Source organism: candidate division KSB1 bacterium, from assembly GCA_034521575.1.
GTDB lineage: Bacteria > Zhuqueibacterota > Zhuqueibacteria > Residuimicrobiales > Krinioviventaceae > JAXHMJ01.
This window is the reverse complement of the sequence record JAXHMJ010000005.1, coordinates 854,975-871,432: the sequence shown is the minus strand read 5'-3', so window position 1 is coordinate 871,432 and position 16,458 is coordinate 854,975. Positions and strand designations below refer to the sequence as shown.

General features: G+C 47.3%; 14 protein-coding genes and 2 pseudogenes. 13 read left to right on the top strand and 3 right to left on the bottom strand.

The window, feature by feature from the left end:
• Positions 1 to 58: 58 nt before the first annotated feature.
• The 3 genes and pseudogenes from U5R06_16815 (at position 59) to U5R06_16805 (ending at position 2,051) form a co-directional block, all read left to right on the top strand.
• A complete protein-coding gene (locus U5R06_16815) occupies positions 59 to 448 on the top strand; it encodes a hypothetical protein (protein MDZ7724412.1) in 390 nt (129 codons plus the stop codon).
• 212 nt (positions 449 to 660) lie between these two features.
• Complete coding sequence (locus U5R06_16810; GenBank protein ID MDZ7724411.1) at positions 661 to 1,110, top strand: hypothetical protein; 450 nt, start codon at positions 661 to 663, stop codon at positions 1,108 to 1,110.
• Positions 1,111 to 1,148: 38 nt separating this feature from the next.
• A pseudogene (locus U5R06_16805) lies at positions 1,149 to 2,051 on the top strand (transposase).
• Between the two features lie 903 nt (positions 2,052 to 2,954).
• Here the strand turns inward: U5R06_16805 and U5R06_16800 are convergent.
• Positions 2,955 to 3,338 (bottom strand): hypothetical protein, encoded by a 384-nt coding sequence (locus tag U5R06_16800; GenBank protein MDZ7724410.1) that lies wholly within the window; start codon positions 3,336 to 3,338, stop codon positions 2,955 to 2,957.
• Between the two features lie 79 nt (positions 3,339 to 3,417).
• Between U5R06_16800 and U5R06_16795 the strand changes: the two genes are divergently transcribed.
• From U5R06_16795 to U5R06_16750, 10 genes and pseudogenes are all read left to right on the top strand, one after another.
• Positions 3,418 to 4,491, top strand: coding sequence for a polysaccharide biosynthesis C-terminal domain-containing protein (locus U5R06_16795; GenBank protein ID MDZ7724409.1), 1,074 nt, complete (start codon positions 3,418 to 3,420; stop codon positions 4,489 to 4,491).
• Positions 4,492 to 4,521: 30 nt separating this feature from the next.
• Positions 4,522 to 5,331 carry a methyltransferase domain-containing protein gene (locus tag U5R06_16790; GenBank protein ID MDZ7724408.1) on the top strand — a complete coding sequence of 270 codons (810 nt, stop codon included), beginning with the start codon at positions 4,522 to 4,524 and terminating at the stop codon, positions 5,329 to 5,331.
• A 45-nt stretch (positions 5,332 to 5,376) separates the two neighbouring features.
• A complete protein-coding gene (locus U5R06_16785; GenBank protein ID MDZ7724407.1) occupies positions 5,377 to 5,796 on the top strand; it encodes a nucleoside 2-deoxyribosyltransferase in 420 nt (139 codons plus the stop codon).
• A complete protein-coding gene (dinB, locus tag U5R06_16780; GenBank protein ID MDZ7724406.1) occupies positions 5,793 to 6,983 on the top strand; it encodes a DNA polymerase IV in 1,191 nt (396 codons plus the stop codon). The genes U5R06_16785 and dinB overlap by 4 nt, the downstream gene beginning before the upstream one ends.
• Positions 6,968 to 8,971: an alginate lyase family protein gene (locus U5R06_16775; protein MDZ7724405.1), complete on the top strand. Its 2,004-nt coding sequence runs from the start codon at positions 6,968 to 6,970 to the stop codon at positions 8,969 to 8,971. Before dinB ends, U5R06_16775 begins: the two co-directional genes overlap by 16 nt.
• Positions 8,968 to 10,977 (top strand): hypothetical protein, encoded by a 2,010-nt coding sequence (locus tag U5R06_16770; GenBank protein ID MDZ7724404.1) that lies wholly within the window; start codon positions 8,968 to 8,970, stop codon positions 10,975 to 10,977. The genes U5R06_16775 and U5R06_16770 overlap by 4 nt, the downstream gene beginning before the upstream one ends.
• A gap of 10 nt (positions 10,978 to 10,987) precedes the next feature.
• Entirely contained in the window at positions 10,988 to 11,710 is a 723-nt protein-coding gene (locus U5R06_16765; GenBank protein ID MDZ7724403.1) for an ATP-binding protein, read from the top strand.
• A 128-nt stretch (positions 11,711 to 11,838) separates the two neighbouring features.
• Positions 11,839 to 12,153 (top strand): nucleotidyltransferase domain-containing protein, encoded by a 315-nt coding sequence (locus U5R06_16760; protein MDZ7724402.1) that lies wholly within the window; start codon positions 11,839 to 11,841, stop codon positions 12,151 to 12,153.
• A 107-nt stretch (positions 12,154 to 12,260) separates the two neighbouring features.
• A pseudogene (locus tag U5R06_16755) lies at positions 12,261 to 12,548 on the top strand (HEPN domain-containing protein).
• Between the two features lie 203 nt (positions 12,549 to 12,751).
• Complete coding sequence (locus U5R06_16750; protein MDZ7724401.1) at positions 12,752 to 14,005, top strand: hypothetical protein; 1,254 nt, start codon at positions 12,752 to 12,754, stop codon at positions 14,003 to 14,005.
• 193 nt (positions 14,006 to 14,198) lie between these two features.
• On the opposite strand, the gene U5R06_16745 is transcribed toward U5R06_16750, so the two are convergent.
• Positions 14,199 to 14,510 (bottom strand): helix-turn-helix domain-containing protein, encoded by a 312-nt coding sequence (locus U5R06_16745; protein ID MDZ7724400.1) that lies wholly within the window; start codon positions 14,508 to 14,510, stop codon positions 14,199 to 14,201.
• Entirely contained in the window at positions 14,489 to 16,363 is a 1,875-nt protein-coding gene (recQ, locus tag U5R06_16740) for a DNA helicase RecQ (protein MDZ7724399.1), read from the bottom strand. Before recQ ends, U5R06_16745 begins: the two co-directional genes overlap by 22 nt.
• Between the last annotated feature and the right edge of the window lie 95 nt (positions 16,364 to 16,458).

The following is a 16,458-nucleotide window of genomic DNA, read 5'->3' as shown; positions in this document are numbered from 1 at the left end:
GGCAGTGTCAAAACATTGCGGCAAATGAAAATATTTTTTAATCAGTTACGGTTCAGAGGTGAATCTTTTTCCGCATCAGGTGTATTATACCCCTTTTTATACGGATACAACTGAAACTTATTCACTGGAATCCTATTACCGTTACGGATTTCATGACGATTATACCGTCGTTGCGAAATTTCCGACTGAAAATAATGTGACCATGTTGATCATCTCTTTTTCATCGTTTGGCAAGGTGGAAGCGTTAAAGAAATTGTCCGATTCCGAGTACTTGAAGATATTGAAAAAAAACCAAATAAAGGACAAACTGCCTCCTTCTTCCAAGACGTCGTTAAGAGTCTCCGGTGTTGAACGAAGCGGTCTGAATACGGAAATACTGCATTTTCATGAAATTGATTCCAATTTGATGAATATTAATCATAAATTTCCAGGCTCAAAAAACGAATAGCTTGTTAAAGACACTTTTCCATGACTGCGTGTTCCTTTCTGGTGAAGGTATGTGTCGATCGATTTGTAATAAACAGAAATAGTATATATTACCTAAATTGAGCGGTTTTTAAAAAAATAAAAAACCTTTTTGGGTTTATAATAGTTTGTTATTATTTTTAGTTGTGTAACCAATAAAAAGAATAACAACAAAACCCAAAAGGTAGCCATAATATGCAGAAAAAAACCGATACAACGCAACCTAAAATATCAAAAATTGAGATCACAAAAGATAAAATTAGCGGTCGTGGTGGTCTGTTGTTTTTTCTTAGATATATTGACCAAATTCGATTCTATTCTCTATTTGAAAACGTTTTTAGCTTTTTAAAAGGCTCTTCTAAAGGACTGGGATACCGTCAGTTTGTCAAACAGCTTTTTGCTTGGTTTATTGATGGTACGGATATGTCAATCTGTTCTTTTGATCGTCGAAAAAACGATGAAGCCTATGCTGCCGTGCTCGAAAATCACCCGGAACAAATGGCAACATCCCATCAAATCAAAAGGATGTTTCGCAAGTTCAGTTTTGTTGGGCAAATGATATTTCGGTCTCTTTTGTTGGAGATGTTTATTTGGCGACTTATTATTGAACAACCCAAAGAAGTTATTCTTTTGGTGACAGCGTAGTTTTCGACAATGACGGCGCTAAAAAGCGTGAAGGCTCAAATGTGACCTATAAAAATAAAAAAGGATTCCAGCCTATGCAAATTAGTTGGGGGCCTTATGTTGTTGATGCGCTGTTCCGAGCCGGAGATGTTCATTGTAATCATGGCAGCGACTTTATAAAGTCAGTGGGGCGTCTGGTCAAAGCTATTCGACGTCGCTATAAAGATGTTCCAATCATTCTGCTAACAGACAGTGGTTTTATGGATGACCAGAACTTTCGGTTCTTTGAACAACGCCTTGGTATTCATTATGTTTGTGCCGGGAAAATATATAACGATATTAAACAATATGTTAACAATCTTAGTTATGATGCTTTTCGTTCTTATAGACAGACATGGACTTTTGTCGAATTTGCTAATCGCCTCAAATCATGGAAGACATTTCGCCGTTGTATTTTTACCTCTCAGAAAGCTGAGGAAAATGGTCAACTCTTATTTGATTTTGCACAACCGGATTCAGTAATCTATACCAATATAGGCCGAAACAGTGAGCTGGATGAAAAACTAATCAATGCTGGTAGTGGCAATTATCTCAAGGCCGAAAAGATTATCGAGTTAAACCACAGTCGAGGTAGAGCTGAATTAGTACACCGATCACAGAAAGAATTTGCTGGAAGAGAACAGTTACCATTTAAGCGTTTCGGTATGAATAGAGTTTTTTACTATTTGATGATCATCAGCCATTTTCTTTTTGAAGCATATAAAAGGGACATCCCCTGTGAAGCAGTACCAGTTACCGCTTACCCCAATTCCTTTCGTCGGATCATGATTGATTTTGCAGCCAAAATTGTGACAACAGGCGGAAAAATTATACTAAGGGTAACACAGACAGTCTATGATTCCCTGAAGATTTTAAAATTATGGTCATTCATTGAGGAGTATGAACCCGCATTTGTGACGTAAAACATAATAAAAATTAATCGTATTAAAGAGCTAAACAATGGGAGAAGTATGCCGTTACACTGATAATTCTCTGACTTTAATGAAAAATCAGTTCAAAAAGCAAGGTTGATTGCGTAATAAGAAGTTATTTCAGATGAAAACAAATAGAAAAAGACGGCACCGGCAACATTTTGCGCCGGTTTTATTTGGTGCCCTTATAAATCGATCAATTTAGGTATTACATATTTTGTCACAAAATCTGGCCGTTTCTGCAGACCAAATCTGAATTATAAAGCCTCTGATTACAAATCCAGAGTGGAATCATGTAATCCTCAAAAAGCTGACTGATCCGGCTAAAACAATTAGCGTTGCTCTCGGTATTTATTAATTTCGGCAATATATAGCAGAAAACCATTCTCTAATTGATGAAATTTTTCCTATTAAAGAGTGTAGCCAGCAAGGAATATCATAAAGGAAACAGATTTATTTTGAGTGCGGTGTTTCTGTCCGGTGCGTTGCGGGCTTGTTTTGGCATTACGTTTAGGGGGATTGACACGAAAAAGTTTCGTTCACCAATCTGGTTGCCAAATGCAATTTGGCAACCAGATTTTGCGGTTCGGGTTTTGTTATGCCTTTAATTTGGTTTTGCATCCATTCTTATCTTGTTGTCAATCCCCTCGGCAAACGTGAGTTTCGCAATTAAAGTCTATTGCCCCCGATGAATATCCCTGTTCAGAACCGCCCCGGATATTCATTTTGTCCATCCGGGGCGGTCATGCCTGTAAACGTTTCAAAACGGTTCAATTTATAAACCGACAAACCATTTTTAGCCGATTTATCCGTTTGCCTCTGCTTTTCTTTAACACTTTATTTACTCTTTAAAAAAGCATTAGCAATTTTTTCCCAAAACTATTACATTACTTTTTAATCGAACAATCCATTCACTTTAGCTTCCGGGAATCCTGTATGTCCATATTTCGCTCCATATTGCGTCTGGTCAAACATTCCGCTGTGTACGGGGTCGGGCATATTCTGACCCGCGCTATTATATTTCTGCTCATGCCCCTGCACACCAATATTTTCCCCAAAGCGGATATGGGTGTGGCCGGACTCATCTTTACCTATCTTGGAATTTTTACCATTGTCTATGCCTATGGTCTGGATACCGCGTTTTTTCGCTTTTACATTATGGGCGATACGGACAAACAAAAAAACCAGGTGTTCACTACCGCCTTTCTCACCATGATCGGTACATCGATTCTTTTCAGCGCCTTGATTATTTTTAATGCCGAATGGATTGCAGGTCATATTTTTAGTGGTAATGTTCAGGAACTGACCATCGATCTGGTGATGATGGTCCGGGTGGTGGCCGGAATATTAATGTTTGATGCGCTGTGTTTTATGCCGTTTCTCATCCTGCGCGCCGAAGAGCGTTCCACATCGTTTATTCTGTTCAAATTTCTCAATGTATCCGTCAATCTGGGATTTAATTTCATTTTCATTATCGGCATGGACATCGGGAGTGGAAGCCATTTTCTATGCCAATCTCATTGCCTCGGGTGTGACTTTTCTCGCCTTGCTGCCCATCGGACTGCGGCGGCTGACCATGAATTTTTCCCGGTCCATGCTCAAAGAGCTGTTTGCGTTCGGTATCCCGTATTTGCCGTCCACTATGTGTGTGGCGCTCATGGATACGGTGGACCGGATTTTACTGGAACGTCTGGCCGATGTGGAGGCGGTCGGCGTATTCAGTCAGGGACACAAACTCGGCATGTTCATGGCGCTGTTTGTCACGGCGTTTCGCTTCGCCTGGCACCCGTTTTTTCTTTCCACCCTGAAACAGGAAAATGCCAAACAGATCTTTCAAAAGGTGTTTACTTATGTGATTACCGCCTGCACCGTGGTGTTTTTGTTCTTTTCTGCGTTCATTGAAGAGATTGTGCATCTGCGCATCGGCGATATCACCATTCTGGGAAAAGAGTTCTGGAGCGCCACTCAGGTGGTGCCGCTTATTTTTCTGGCTTATATTTTCTATGCCGCGTATTTGAATTTTCTCATCGGCATTTATGTGCATAAAAAGACAAAGTACCTGCCCTGGATCACCTTTGCCGGCATGTCCGCCAATGTGATCACCAACATCACTCTGATCCCGGTTCTGGGGATGATGGGCGCGGCCTGGGCGCGGCTCGCGGCGTATATGGTCATGTCGTTTACCTTGTATTGGGTGACGCGAAAACTCTATTACGTGCGTTATGAATGGGGCCGGATCATCAAACTGGCGGCTGTGGTCGCTGTGTTTTTCGTTTTGATGCGTTGGCAGCCGGTGTATGCCAATACTTTGCTCAAAGCCGGCATTTTCCTGCTTTATCCCGCAGCTCTTTATATCAGCGGATTTTTTCAGCGCGATGAGCTGGATCTGATCAAAGGCGTGCTACAGCGGAAAAACGGAGGCGATTCATGAGTTCTGATTCACAAACCATGAAACGCTTTTATGACAGTGTCGGTGCAAACTATCCCGAAGAAGAAAACGTCTATCACACCTTGCGAGGTATGCTGCGCAAGCGGTTTGTGCTGGACTGGCTGCAATCCCGAAGCGGTTCACTGCTGGAGATCGGCACCAATCGCGGCATGTATCTGCAGCGCTATAACGGCGGATTGCGGGTGCGGAGCGGATCTGAGTCTGACCGCTCTGAAACAGGCAGCGCGCGCCAAACCCGTGCATTATCTGGTCGCTGATGCGGAACGGCTGTATTGTTTCAAAAAGGCGAGTCTGGATCATGTACTGTGCAGCGAGGTGATCGAACACTGTCTGCATCCGCAGGACATTATGAACGGTATGGCACATATACTGGCGCCGGGCGGCGAAGCGCTGATTACCACGCCCAATGCCCGCGGCAAGCGCCCGCAATGGCTGTCCATCGGCGTGATGCGCGATTACGGCGTGCGCAGCGAATGGGAAAACGGGCAGTATTTTCACACAGCGTATCGTCCCGAGGAACTGGAAACAATGGCATCCAAAGCCGGTCTGACGGTGCTTGAAAGCGGTACCTTTGAAAAAGATGTCAAATACGCGGCGAAGATTCCGGCCGCATTGTTATTATTGGGACGCCGAATCAACCGCTTGTTCCATTCACCCCAATTTGCCGCGGTCAATGAAGCGTTTTTTCAGAATTTTCAGGTGTTTATATATCAATGCTGCACCGTCTGCGGGCTGGATAAAGTGCTGCTCAAGTTTGTCAAAGAGGGGGTGAGGACGTTTATTAGAGTGCAAAATAAGTTTCAAGTGAAAACAAGTATATAGTAAACAGTAAAAAGAAAACAGCAATTGCCGTTTTGGGAGGACCGTTTGAATTTGTATTTTGCCGGATCGATTTCCGGGGGACGGGCGTTTTTATCGACTTATGTCGATATGGTGACCTTTTTGCAGAACAAGGAACATGTTGTGCTCACTGAGCATATTATTAAACCGGATGTGGTAGAGCATGAAAATCAATACACGGATATTGAAATTTTCGAACGCGATATGGCCTGGCTGCGGCAGAGCGATGCCCTGATTGCCGAAGTGTCGAATCCGTCTCTGGGTGTCGGGATCGAGATCGCCACGGCATTGCAGCAGGACAAACCGGTGCTGTGTCTGGTGCATAACGAGGTGTTTCTCACCAAAATGATCACCGGAAACCGGCATCCCAGCCTGCGAGTGGTGCGATATGAAAAATGCTCTGACTGGCAGCGGACTGTGGATGATTTTCTCGATCTATTGTCATGAGTTCAATTATTTTACATATGGATATGGATGCGTTTTTTGCCGCCATCGAGCAGCTGGATTTTCCCGAGCTGCGCGGTAAACCCGTCGTTGTGGGCGCGGATCCCAAAGGCGGGGAGGGGCGCGGGGTGGTGTCCACCTGCAGCTACGAGGCGCGCACCTATGGCATACATTCCGCCATGCCTATCTCGCGTGCCTGGAAACAGTGTCCGCATGCCGTTTTTGTCAAGCCGCGCGGAAAACGCTACGCCGAGGTGTCGCGTCGGGTGATGCAGATTCTGCAACGGTATTCCCCGGATCTGGAACCTCTGAGTATTGATGAAGCGTTTCTGGATATTACCTCCACCTACAAGTTACACAAAACGCCGCGGCAGCTGGGTGAACATCTGAAACAATGCATTCAGAATGAAGTTCATTTAACAGCCTCGGTCGGGATTGCCCCCAACAAGTTTCTCGCCAAGATTGCTTCTGACCTGGACAAACCGGACGGCATGGTTGTGGTTCAGGCGGATGAGGTGGAATGTTTTCTGCATCCTCTGGACATTTCTCGTCTCTGGGGTGTGGGACGCAAGACCCTGCCGCTTCTCAAAGATATGGGGATTCATACGATCGGTGATCTGATGCAGTATTCTCTGGATTTTCTGCAAAGCCGGTTTGGAAAAATGGGCGTCAAGCTCTATAATCTGGCGCGCGGGATTGACGACCGGCTGGTCTGTACGGATGAGGAACGCAAATCCATCAGTCGCGAAATCACATATGACCAGGATGTGGATGACGCAGAAACGCACCGCAGGACCCTGCTGTATCTTTGCAATGAACTGAGCCGCGACATGCGCCGCAAAAAAATATGGGGCCGCACCATCAGCATTAAAGTGCGGCAGCAGAACTTTAGCACGTTTACCCGTTCCCGCACTCTCGAGCAGTCCATGCAGCATTTTGACGATCTGTACCCGCATGCTCTGGATTTGTTTGTACGGCTGAATTTGTCCGGTAAACTGCGGCTGCTGGGTGTTGGTGTGTCCAAACTGGAATCATCGCCGGGTCAACTGGATATGTTTGCCGATCAGACACAGAACACCAGCAAACTTGACGATGTGCTGGACACGGTGCGCGAAAAATTCGGTGAAACGTCAATCACGCGCGCCAGTCTGATTGACGACAAACACCCGGAAAAATGGATCCGCGACTGATGCCGAATCTCCGCTATATCATCATGCGTCTGCGCGCCATGTCGCCCCTGGAACTGTTGTGGCGTTCCGTGTGTCGAATTCGTGACCGCCGGGAGATCCGCCGTCGGGTGGAGGATCACCGTGATTTTACAGTGCGCTATGATATCGAACCGGGTCAGGCGGTTTCTTTTATTCATGCTGATCGTCTGCTGCCGGATTTTGCAGCCGGTGCCATTTCGGACGTTTATCGGGAGCGTTTTTCGAAAGAACAAGCAATACGGTTAAATCAGGCCGATGACTGTTTAAAACATCGATTCTCGATTTTCGGTTCAGAGCATACATTTGCACACACAATCGACTGGCATCTCGACTGGCTGTCCGGGCAATCCATTCCCGTGCGTCCCCGCAGTCACTATGATTTGTATGCCGACCGCTCGATTACGGAAGTCAAATACACCTGGGAATTCAACCGTCACGCCCATTTTTTTACTCTGGCGCTGGCCTGGAGTCTGACCGGGGACACGCGCTATCTAAATGAACTGCAGGCACAGTGGCTGCACTGGATCGAAACCAATCCGCTGTATTTCGGCATCAACTGGATTAGCGCCCTTGAGGTTGGCTTTCGGCTGATCAATTGGACCTACGCGCTTGCACTCATCAAACCAGCGCCGGTTTCCAAATCATTTTTCAGCCGGGTGCTGCATTCCGTGGAGCAGCATGCGGAATTTATCGCGGAACACCCCTCCCGATTTTCATCCGCCAATAACCACCTGCTGGGTGAGGCTGCTGCATTAATGGTGGCCGGTGTTTGTTATCCGGGTCTGCTGAATGAAGAGCGATGGAGAAAAAATGGATTCAAGCTGTTATTTGAAGAACTGCCTGCGCAGGTTCATAGTGACGGCATGACCAAAGAGCAGAGCGCCGGCTATCAGCGCTATGTGCTGGAATTCGGACTGCTGGGCCTGCGCTGTGCCGGGATCACCGGTAAATCCGTACCCGAACGGTTACCACAGGGTCTGCGCCGTATGACGGATGCCTGTCTGGCTCTACAGGATGCCAATGGCCGGGTACCGAACATCGGGGACGCCGATGATGGTTCTGCGTTTCCGTTTTCAAGTTCGGACCGGCCTCTGTATCACGACGTGCTCAACAGTTGCGCGGTCCGATTTGAATCCGGTCAATACAAACAATCCGGCAGCCCGGAAGCTGTTTTCTGGCTCAACGGCTCCGGGGGCTTGCAGGCATGGGATGCTCTGCAGATCACCATGCCGCAATCCGCATTGACGTATCTGCCGGACAGCGGTTACGCCGTCATCCGTCAAAATCAGCCGTTCCAGCAGCATATGGTTATGGATGCCGGGCCGCTGGGATTCGGAAAACTGGCGGCTCACGGTCATGCGGATGCCCTGAGTGTGTTTCTGAATGTGAGCGGTCAGCCGGTGCTTGTGGACAGCGGAACCTGGCTGTATCTGGGCGCCGGACAGGAACGCGACACTTTTCGCGGCACTGCTGCGCATAATACACTGATTATTGACGGACAGGACCAGTCCGTCCCCCTGGGACCTTTTCAATGGGGGCGACGCGCCCAAGCCGGATTCGAACATGTCTTTGAAGATGATGCCCGCATCATCCTGAATGCAAAACATAACGGCTATCGAAAACAGACGGGAACTGTACACCGGAGCGTCGAGTTTGATAAACACAGCACCTGGATTCTGACCGACACCGTGCACGGCAATGGACTGCATGAGATGGAAGCGTTTTATCATATGACCACGGAACCGGTACTGGAAGATCAGCAGGTAATATGTGCTTTTGATGGATTCCAGGTGGAATTTAAATTCGAATGTGAGCAAGCTTTTTGTATTGATATTCAGAAACAGCCGCACTCGCCGAGTTTCGGCAACAGGCAGGATCTGCCGGTTATTGTGGTCCGTTTGAACGCCCAATGCCCGTTCGAACTGCGAACCGAAATCCGGATCAAGAACGCTGCACAGGTTAGAGTATGAAGTTTCGTTATATCATTGTGGTATTTTTACTGACAAATTTGTTGTCTGCTGAACCTTTGCATCTGAGTCTGCGCTCCATGTGGGTGTTGTCGCATGAGAATCAGGAACAAGTGCGGCAGGCTGAACAGCTGTTCAATCAGTTACAGACCTACATGCAGGAGACAGCGGACCTACAATATGTATCCATAGACAGCCTGCAGTTCTCCTTTGGCGATGTGTTACTAAGGGATTTTGACAGTTATGCGCGCGGCCGGCTTGAGGTTTTGGACGCTGAATATGAACTGGATGTGTTGTGTTTCTGCTATGCCGATGTCGAACGAAAATCTTTAAAGTTTCGGATCGAAACGCGCGCGTTTCCTTCCGGTTTGCCGGTGACCAGCCGGACATTTGATCCGGCTCACGATACTGAATCTTTGACGCGGCAGTTTCAAGAATTTGTTGACGATATCCGGACGCAAAAAAGCCAGTACGGATTTCCGTTTGTGGTGGATGAACACTCGATACTGTTTCTGTCGCCATCGCGGCAATCCAAATCTCTGCAGTCGGCGTTACACGGCGCGTCCGTGGCCCAGCAGGTTCTGAACCGGTACCAGTCGCAGAAAATGCGTGTTCAGCTAACCCTGACAGAGAATCCCGGTCTGACCCCCGGACGAACGGATTCTTTGTGCAGCGCGATGAACGCCGATGTGTTGGTGAATTTATTTGATTCTACCCTCACGCTTGCTGTTTCACCCCCGCAGGACCGGGATCGGCTTCCCTACTGGCCGCAACAGCATGCTTTTCGCAGACTGGACTGCGCCCCGGACTCTTTTCTGACTGAGGCTTTGCTTTTTGCCTTTTACGGTGAAAAGGCTTTGGGCAAAGTTCAGCAGGCCCTTTCAACGTCACCTGTTACCGACTGTCACCGCGGACTGGCCTGGCTGGCATCCATAGAATTGTCCGGGCCGGACTCGGCCGGTGATGAAACCATACCGGTTTTGGACCAGTGTTATCAAACATTGCTCACTGCTCCGGAGAACGGCTGGACGTATGCCAATTACGGCGGATATTTGATGCAGACCGGACAGTATGAACGTGCCCTGACTCTGCTGGAAAATGCTGAAACGCTGTTCACCGCACGTCAACAGGCATTCGGGCTGCAGATTGTACTGGCGTTGCAGGGGGAAACGTTGCTGACAACCGGTTTCCCGGACCGGGCCCGGCTCTTTTACGAACGCGCGGCGGATGTTGCGGAAGAACGTCGTGATCATAAACGTGCGGCCCGCTATTATTTTCGGCTTGCCGATATTTCCAATGAAGGCAATGATCCGCTTCAGCTGTGGGCGGACTATGAGGCGCGCAAACAACAACTGCTGCTGGCCGGGGATACCCTGGGTGCGGCGCGGTCTGATCGTGAAATCGGCGAATTGATGCGCGACATGGAGCAATACGATACATCCCGGCGGGCGCTGCAGCGCTATCTGGATGCTGCGCTGCGTTTGTCCAGTGACACGGATATCGCACGTGCGTATTTGCAATTGGCGCGCACACAAGCCAGAGATGGCAATATCCGGGAAGCCGTGGAATTTTACTGGTCGGCTGCGGATTATTACGAAATTCTCGGAAAGACCGGACAGCTGGCGCACGCAGACGAACAACTGAGCCGTTTGTATATCATGTTGGGAGATCTGCGTCAGGCCAATGCGCGCTGTAATTCCGCTTTACGTTTGTATGAAAGCGAGTCCGATACAGCGGGACAGGTGCGCTGCATGGCGAAGGCGGGATTTTTGGCGGCGCTTGAAGGACGCTACAGCGAATCCCTGGATTATTTTGATGATGCATTGAGTCTGGCTGCGGACACCGGGCCGAAACTAATGGCGCTGGTGCTGTATATCAAGGCGCGGACGCAGCAGGCTGTCGGGGAGGACGCAGCGGAAACGTTTCAACAGGCGCAGCAATTGAGCGGCGGCATCATTCCCGATGTTGTAAAGGAACTGTCCGTACCGGATTCGCTTTTTAATCGTTAAAAGGAATTGTATGACCAAACTGCATAAAGAACTTTTAGCGCGCATTGACAAGGCTGCCTGGGAATACAATATGTTTGAATCCGGAGATCATATCCTGATCACTGTGTCCGGCGGCGCTGATTCCATGGCTCTTCTGGACCTGTTGGCACACCGTATTCGATATATCAAAAATATTGATCTCACTGCCGTGTATGTGGATATGGGGTTTCAGCATGCGGCGGAACGCAAACGCGTGATGCAGAATTTTTTTGAATGTTGCAATGTAAAGGGAACCGTTATCAAAACGGAAATCGGACCGTTTTCGCATTCGGACGCCAACCGGGAGAATCCCTGTTTTCTGTGCACGCGCCGGCGGCGGAAAATCATATTCGAGACAGCTGATAAATTTGGCTGCAACAAAATCGCCTGGGGGCATCACAAGGATGATATGATCGAGACGTTGCTGTTGAATATGTTTTACAATCGCGAGATCAGCACCATGCCGCCGCGACTGGAGGTGTTTCACGGCAAATTCCAGATTTTAAGGCCGCTCATGTACATCGAGGAAGAGTTACTGAAAAAACACGTCAAGGAACGCGGACTGCCTGTGTTTGATCAGGAATGTCCGTCCGACGGTCACACCAAACGCCAATATGCAAAAGATTTGATCAAACAGATCGAACAGGAGATTCCCGGCGTGCGCGAAAATATTTTCAACAGTATGAAACGGGTGGAAATGGATTATTTGCTTTGATCAACGACCTGTTATCATAATAACTTTTTAGCTCTTTATTTAGAATTCGAAAAAATTACTTGCTAATTTAAAAAAATATGATAATGTTTCTAAATGAACTATATGTTTTTACACTATGAGATTTCTCTATGCAGCGCAAAACCTTGATTCATGAAATAACAAAAAGTGTACGAAAAATTGAACCTGGTTCACAGATAATTCTTTATGGATCACGCTCCCGAGGCGATGCGAGGCCTGAATCCGATTGGGATTTGTTAATTTTAGTTGACGGGCCTATTGATGATGCACGTATTGACAGGATTCGACACTGTCTTTATGAAATTGAGTGGAAGTCTGGCCATGTCCTCACTTCTATTGTGCGCAGTCGGGGTGAATGGAATAGTGAACGATATCAAAACATGCCCTTTTATCAGCAGGTCCAACGCGATGGAGTAATGTTGTGACTGAATGGAGTCAGGATCTTGTATTATACCGTATGAAGCGGGCAAATGAAACTTTAAAGGATGCGGATGTTTGTGCTGATAATGAACGTTGAAATGCGTGTGTAAATCGTCTCTATTATGCTTGTTTTTATGCAGTCTCCGCACTTTTTTTATGTCAAGGTTTATCCTCCTCCAAACATACAGGATTACGCAGTTTATTTAATAAATATTATGTGAGAACTGGCAAAGTTCCAAAAGAAATAGCATATATTTATAACGATTTGTTTGAAAGACGTCAAGAAGCGGATTATATAGATTTTGTTCAATTTGAAAGAGATCAAGTTACGCATTGGCTCTTACAAGCCAGGAGACTTTTTGAAAATATTAATGTTCTAATCAAAAAAATGAAGAGTTAAGCTTTTATTTTTTTGGGGCATACCATGCCTGTAACCAACGAATACCTCGAAACTATCCGTGATCAACTGTTGTCCTGGCATGAGGTCAGCATCTGTAAAATGTTCGGCGCCGCGGACTCTATTGGAACGGCTTGATGTTCGCTTTGGTGGCGGACAAGGCGTTGGCGCTGCAGCGGGAGAAAAATTAAACAAGGAGAGTTATAATGAGTCAACAGTATAGCATACCGGCAAGAAGCCGACAAGCCAATCAGGATTTAATTGATTTGACGGATTATTATACTTCTGCTTTGGATGAAGATTGGCTGGGAAAACCAAAACGCAACCTCTCGTTTCTGCCCAAAGGAGTTCAGGTTTTTGCTAAAGCTGCATTTGATGTCCGCGGAATTTTGCAGCTTGCTGGGAAAAGTACGGACGGCAATTTTTCTCAGTCTGGCGAAAAAATTAAAATTAATCGCAAGGGTCGAAGATTGCATTTTCTGCATGGGGCAGTGGGACAAGCCGATAAAAATGTCAAGATCGGGGAATACATTCTTCACTATACGGCGGGACAGACCCTGCATATCCCTATTCTCTATCAAAGACAAATAATGCATACATGGATTAAGAATGACGAGTCGTTACCTACTGATGCTGATATTGCGTTTACAAGTGAGACTGTTGACGCTTTAGCATCAGATAGTAGAGTCCGGGTGTATAAATATACAGCTAATAATCCGTTTCCGGGTGAAGAAATCGAATCCATTGATTTTGTTTCAACAATGACTGAGGCGGCTCCCTTTTTAATTGCTTTGACAATCGAGCCAAATGAGCCTGTCTATGAAGGATTTAGTATGGCCCGAATTGATGATTTTTGCCCTATCGCGCCACGTAGTCCGGAAGCTACTCCCGATATGATAGATCTCTCTGAGCATTACACTTCTTCTCTTGATGATAATTGGTTTTGTCATGCCGGACATGATTTGCGTGATCTGCCTCAAGGCGTTCAGATGCTGGGAAATACTAGTTTTGATATCCGTGGATTGGTTCAGCTCGCATCGAGCAAATCCATTGATGTGACTGGTGTTGTGTTTCCGGAATTTGTGAATAATATAAAAGTCGACCGTAAAGGCCGAAAGCTGCATTTTCTTCAAGCTTGTTTTTGGAGCACAGAAACCGGGAAAAAGATCGGAGAATATATCATAAACTATAAAAATGGCGAGCAGCGAACCGCACCCATTGTTTATGGCAAGAATCTAATGGATTGGTGGATTAAACCGGGAGAAGGGGAACTGCCAGAAGCAGAAGAAGTATGGCGCGGATGTAATCCTGCAACCCGCAGTATGGGCATGTTAACCCATCTTTTAAAGTATAGCTGGGTGAATCCTCTGCCAGACCAGGAGATTTGTAAAATTGATTTTGTCTCAGATCTCGTTAAAGCCGGTCCTTTTTTGGTTGCTATTACATTAGAGAATGACTAGCTTTTTCAGTGTTTTAAATAGGGATTCAAAGTACAATAGTATTCAGCTGTACCTCAAAGGGGGGTATTCCAGATACTCTGTTGAAATTGTCAAGAGGACAAGGATATTTTCCTGATTTTATATTATTTTTATAAAAGTTTTAGATGCTTTACTGCTCAGCCCACCTTTGGGTTGCTCTCTTTTACTTTACTATTTATCCCCGGCACAAAAAATACAGCCGCTGCAGTCTCAATTCGTCATAAGAAACCGCTTTATTCAATTTTTCATACACCGGGGTTAAAAAAGCCGCGCCTTTGTCCTCAAAGGCCTGCATCACGGCATCAATATCCACAGATGTATCCAGTTCATCATAAAGCCGGTCGGCCGGCAGGATATTGCCGGTTTGGACATAGGTGTTCAGATGCTTGACGATGGTATCTTTCTTCACCCGATAGCGGTTCTGCAGCTCGGCGATGCTTTGACCGTCGGCAAATGCCCCGGCGATCATTTCGGTTTTTGCGCCCATACGCTTAGAGCCTGGATTTGCTTTCGGCAACCCGGCCCGGTTGTCGTTCGATATTGTGATCGCGGCAATAGTCCCTGATCAGATCCCAGAAAGTGATGTCCGTAGCGTTTGTTCTTGACCTCTCCGACGCCGAAAATACCGCGCAGTTCCGAGGCGCTTTGCGGATACAGGCGCGCCATTTCCATCAGCGTTTTGTCTGAAAAGATCACATACGGCGGCACGCCCTGGGTGTCGGCAATGCGTTTGCGACGATCACGCAGCAGCTGAAAGAGCTGTGTGTCATACGCTGTATCCTCAGAATCGCCGTAGTGAATCTGTGTCTGCCGCGCCGGTTGTTTGATCGCTACTTGCACTTTTTGATCGTTGAACAATACATCATTTGCTTTGTCTGTGAGCTGCAGTCCTCCGTACTCGGGATCAACGCGTACGAGTCCGTGGCCGATAAACTGACGGCTGAGCAGCTGCCAGTGATCTTTGGAATATTCGCGGCCCACCCCCCAGGTTGGCAATTTCTGATGCCCCCAGCTCAACAGTTTTTGATTTTCAGAGCCGCGCAGGATATCGATGATATGTCCGGCGCCGAATTTTTCACCAGTGCGTTTGACGCAGGAGAGAAATTTTTGCGCGGCCACGGTTTCGTCGCGCAGGTCCGGGGCTTGTCCCTGACAATTGTCACACATGCCGCAATTCACTTTTTTGAACGGTTCGCCGAAATAATCCAGCAGCGGGATACGACGGCAGACGTGCGACTCGGCCATCTGCACCAGCGCCTGCAGGTGATGTTCGGCGATGCGGCGTTCCGATGCGGTTTCTTTTTTATCGATAAAATAGCGGATCTTGTTCAGATCACCATATCCGAACAGCAACAGACAGTCCGAACGCAGGCTGTCGCGTCCTGCGCGTCCGATCTGTTGATAATAGGATTCGATGTTTTGCGGCAGATCAAAATGAATCACAAACCGGATATTCGGCTTGTCGATACCCATACCGAATGCGATAGTGGCGACAATGATCGGCACATCATCGCGAATAAAACGTTCCTGGTTGGTTTTGCGTGTGCGGTTGTCCAGTCCGGCGTGATACGGCAGCACGGAATAGTTCATGCGAGACAGGTACTCGCTCAGTTCATCGACCTGTCTGCGGGAAAAGCAGTAGATAATCCCGGATTGCTCAGGATGTTGCTCCAGGAAGCGCAGGGTTTGACCTGTGGGCTCGACTTTTTCCTCGATTTGCAGAAACAGATTCGGACGGTCAAAGCTGGTCACGATAGCACCGTCCTTTGAAAGTTTCAGGGACTCGAGAATATCTTTCTGTACGCGCGGCGTGGCTGTTGCGGTGAGTGCAATGCACACCGCATTTGGAAATGTGCTGCGCAGCTGAATCAGCTGACGATACTCGGGCCGGAAATCGTGGCCCCATTCTGAAATGCAATGTGCTTCGTCGATGGCGATACAGTCAACAGTGCAGCTGTTCAGCAACTGCTGGACGCGGCCGGTGAACAAGCCTTCCGGCGCCATGTACAGCAGTTTGAGTTTGCCGTCGCGCACAGAATCTGCTGTTTTAGTGAATTCCCGTTGCGACAATGTGCTGTTTAGAAACGCCGCCGGCACACCGAGCTGATGCAACGCCTCGACCTGATCGTGCATCAGTGAGATCAGCGGTGAGATGACCAGAGTCAGTCCGTTGAACAAAAGCGCGGGAATTTGGTAGCATAAAGATTTTCCGCCGCCGGTGGGCATGACCACCAGGGTGTCCTGTTTGCCTGTTACCCGGTCAATGATCTGCTGCTGGAACGGCCGGAATTCATTATATCCGAATGTGTCATAAAGAATGGATTGGGCTGTCTGGGTCATGAGTCTCCCCTTGAAATGGTTCGGGTTCACGGTTTCCCCTTGCTGATTGAGAAAAATATAATGGTTTTGCAGGAATTATGCAAACGGGAATTTAT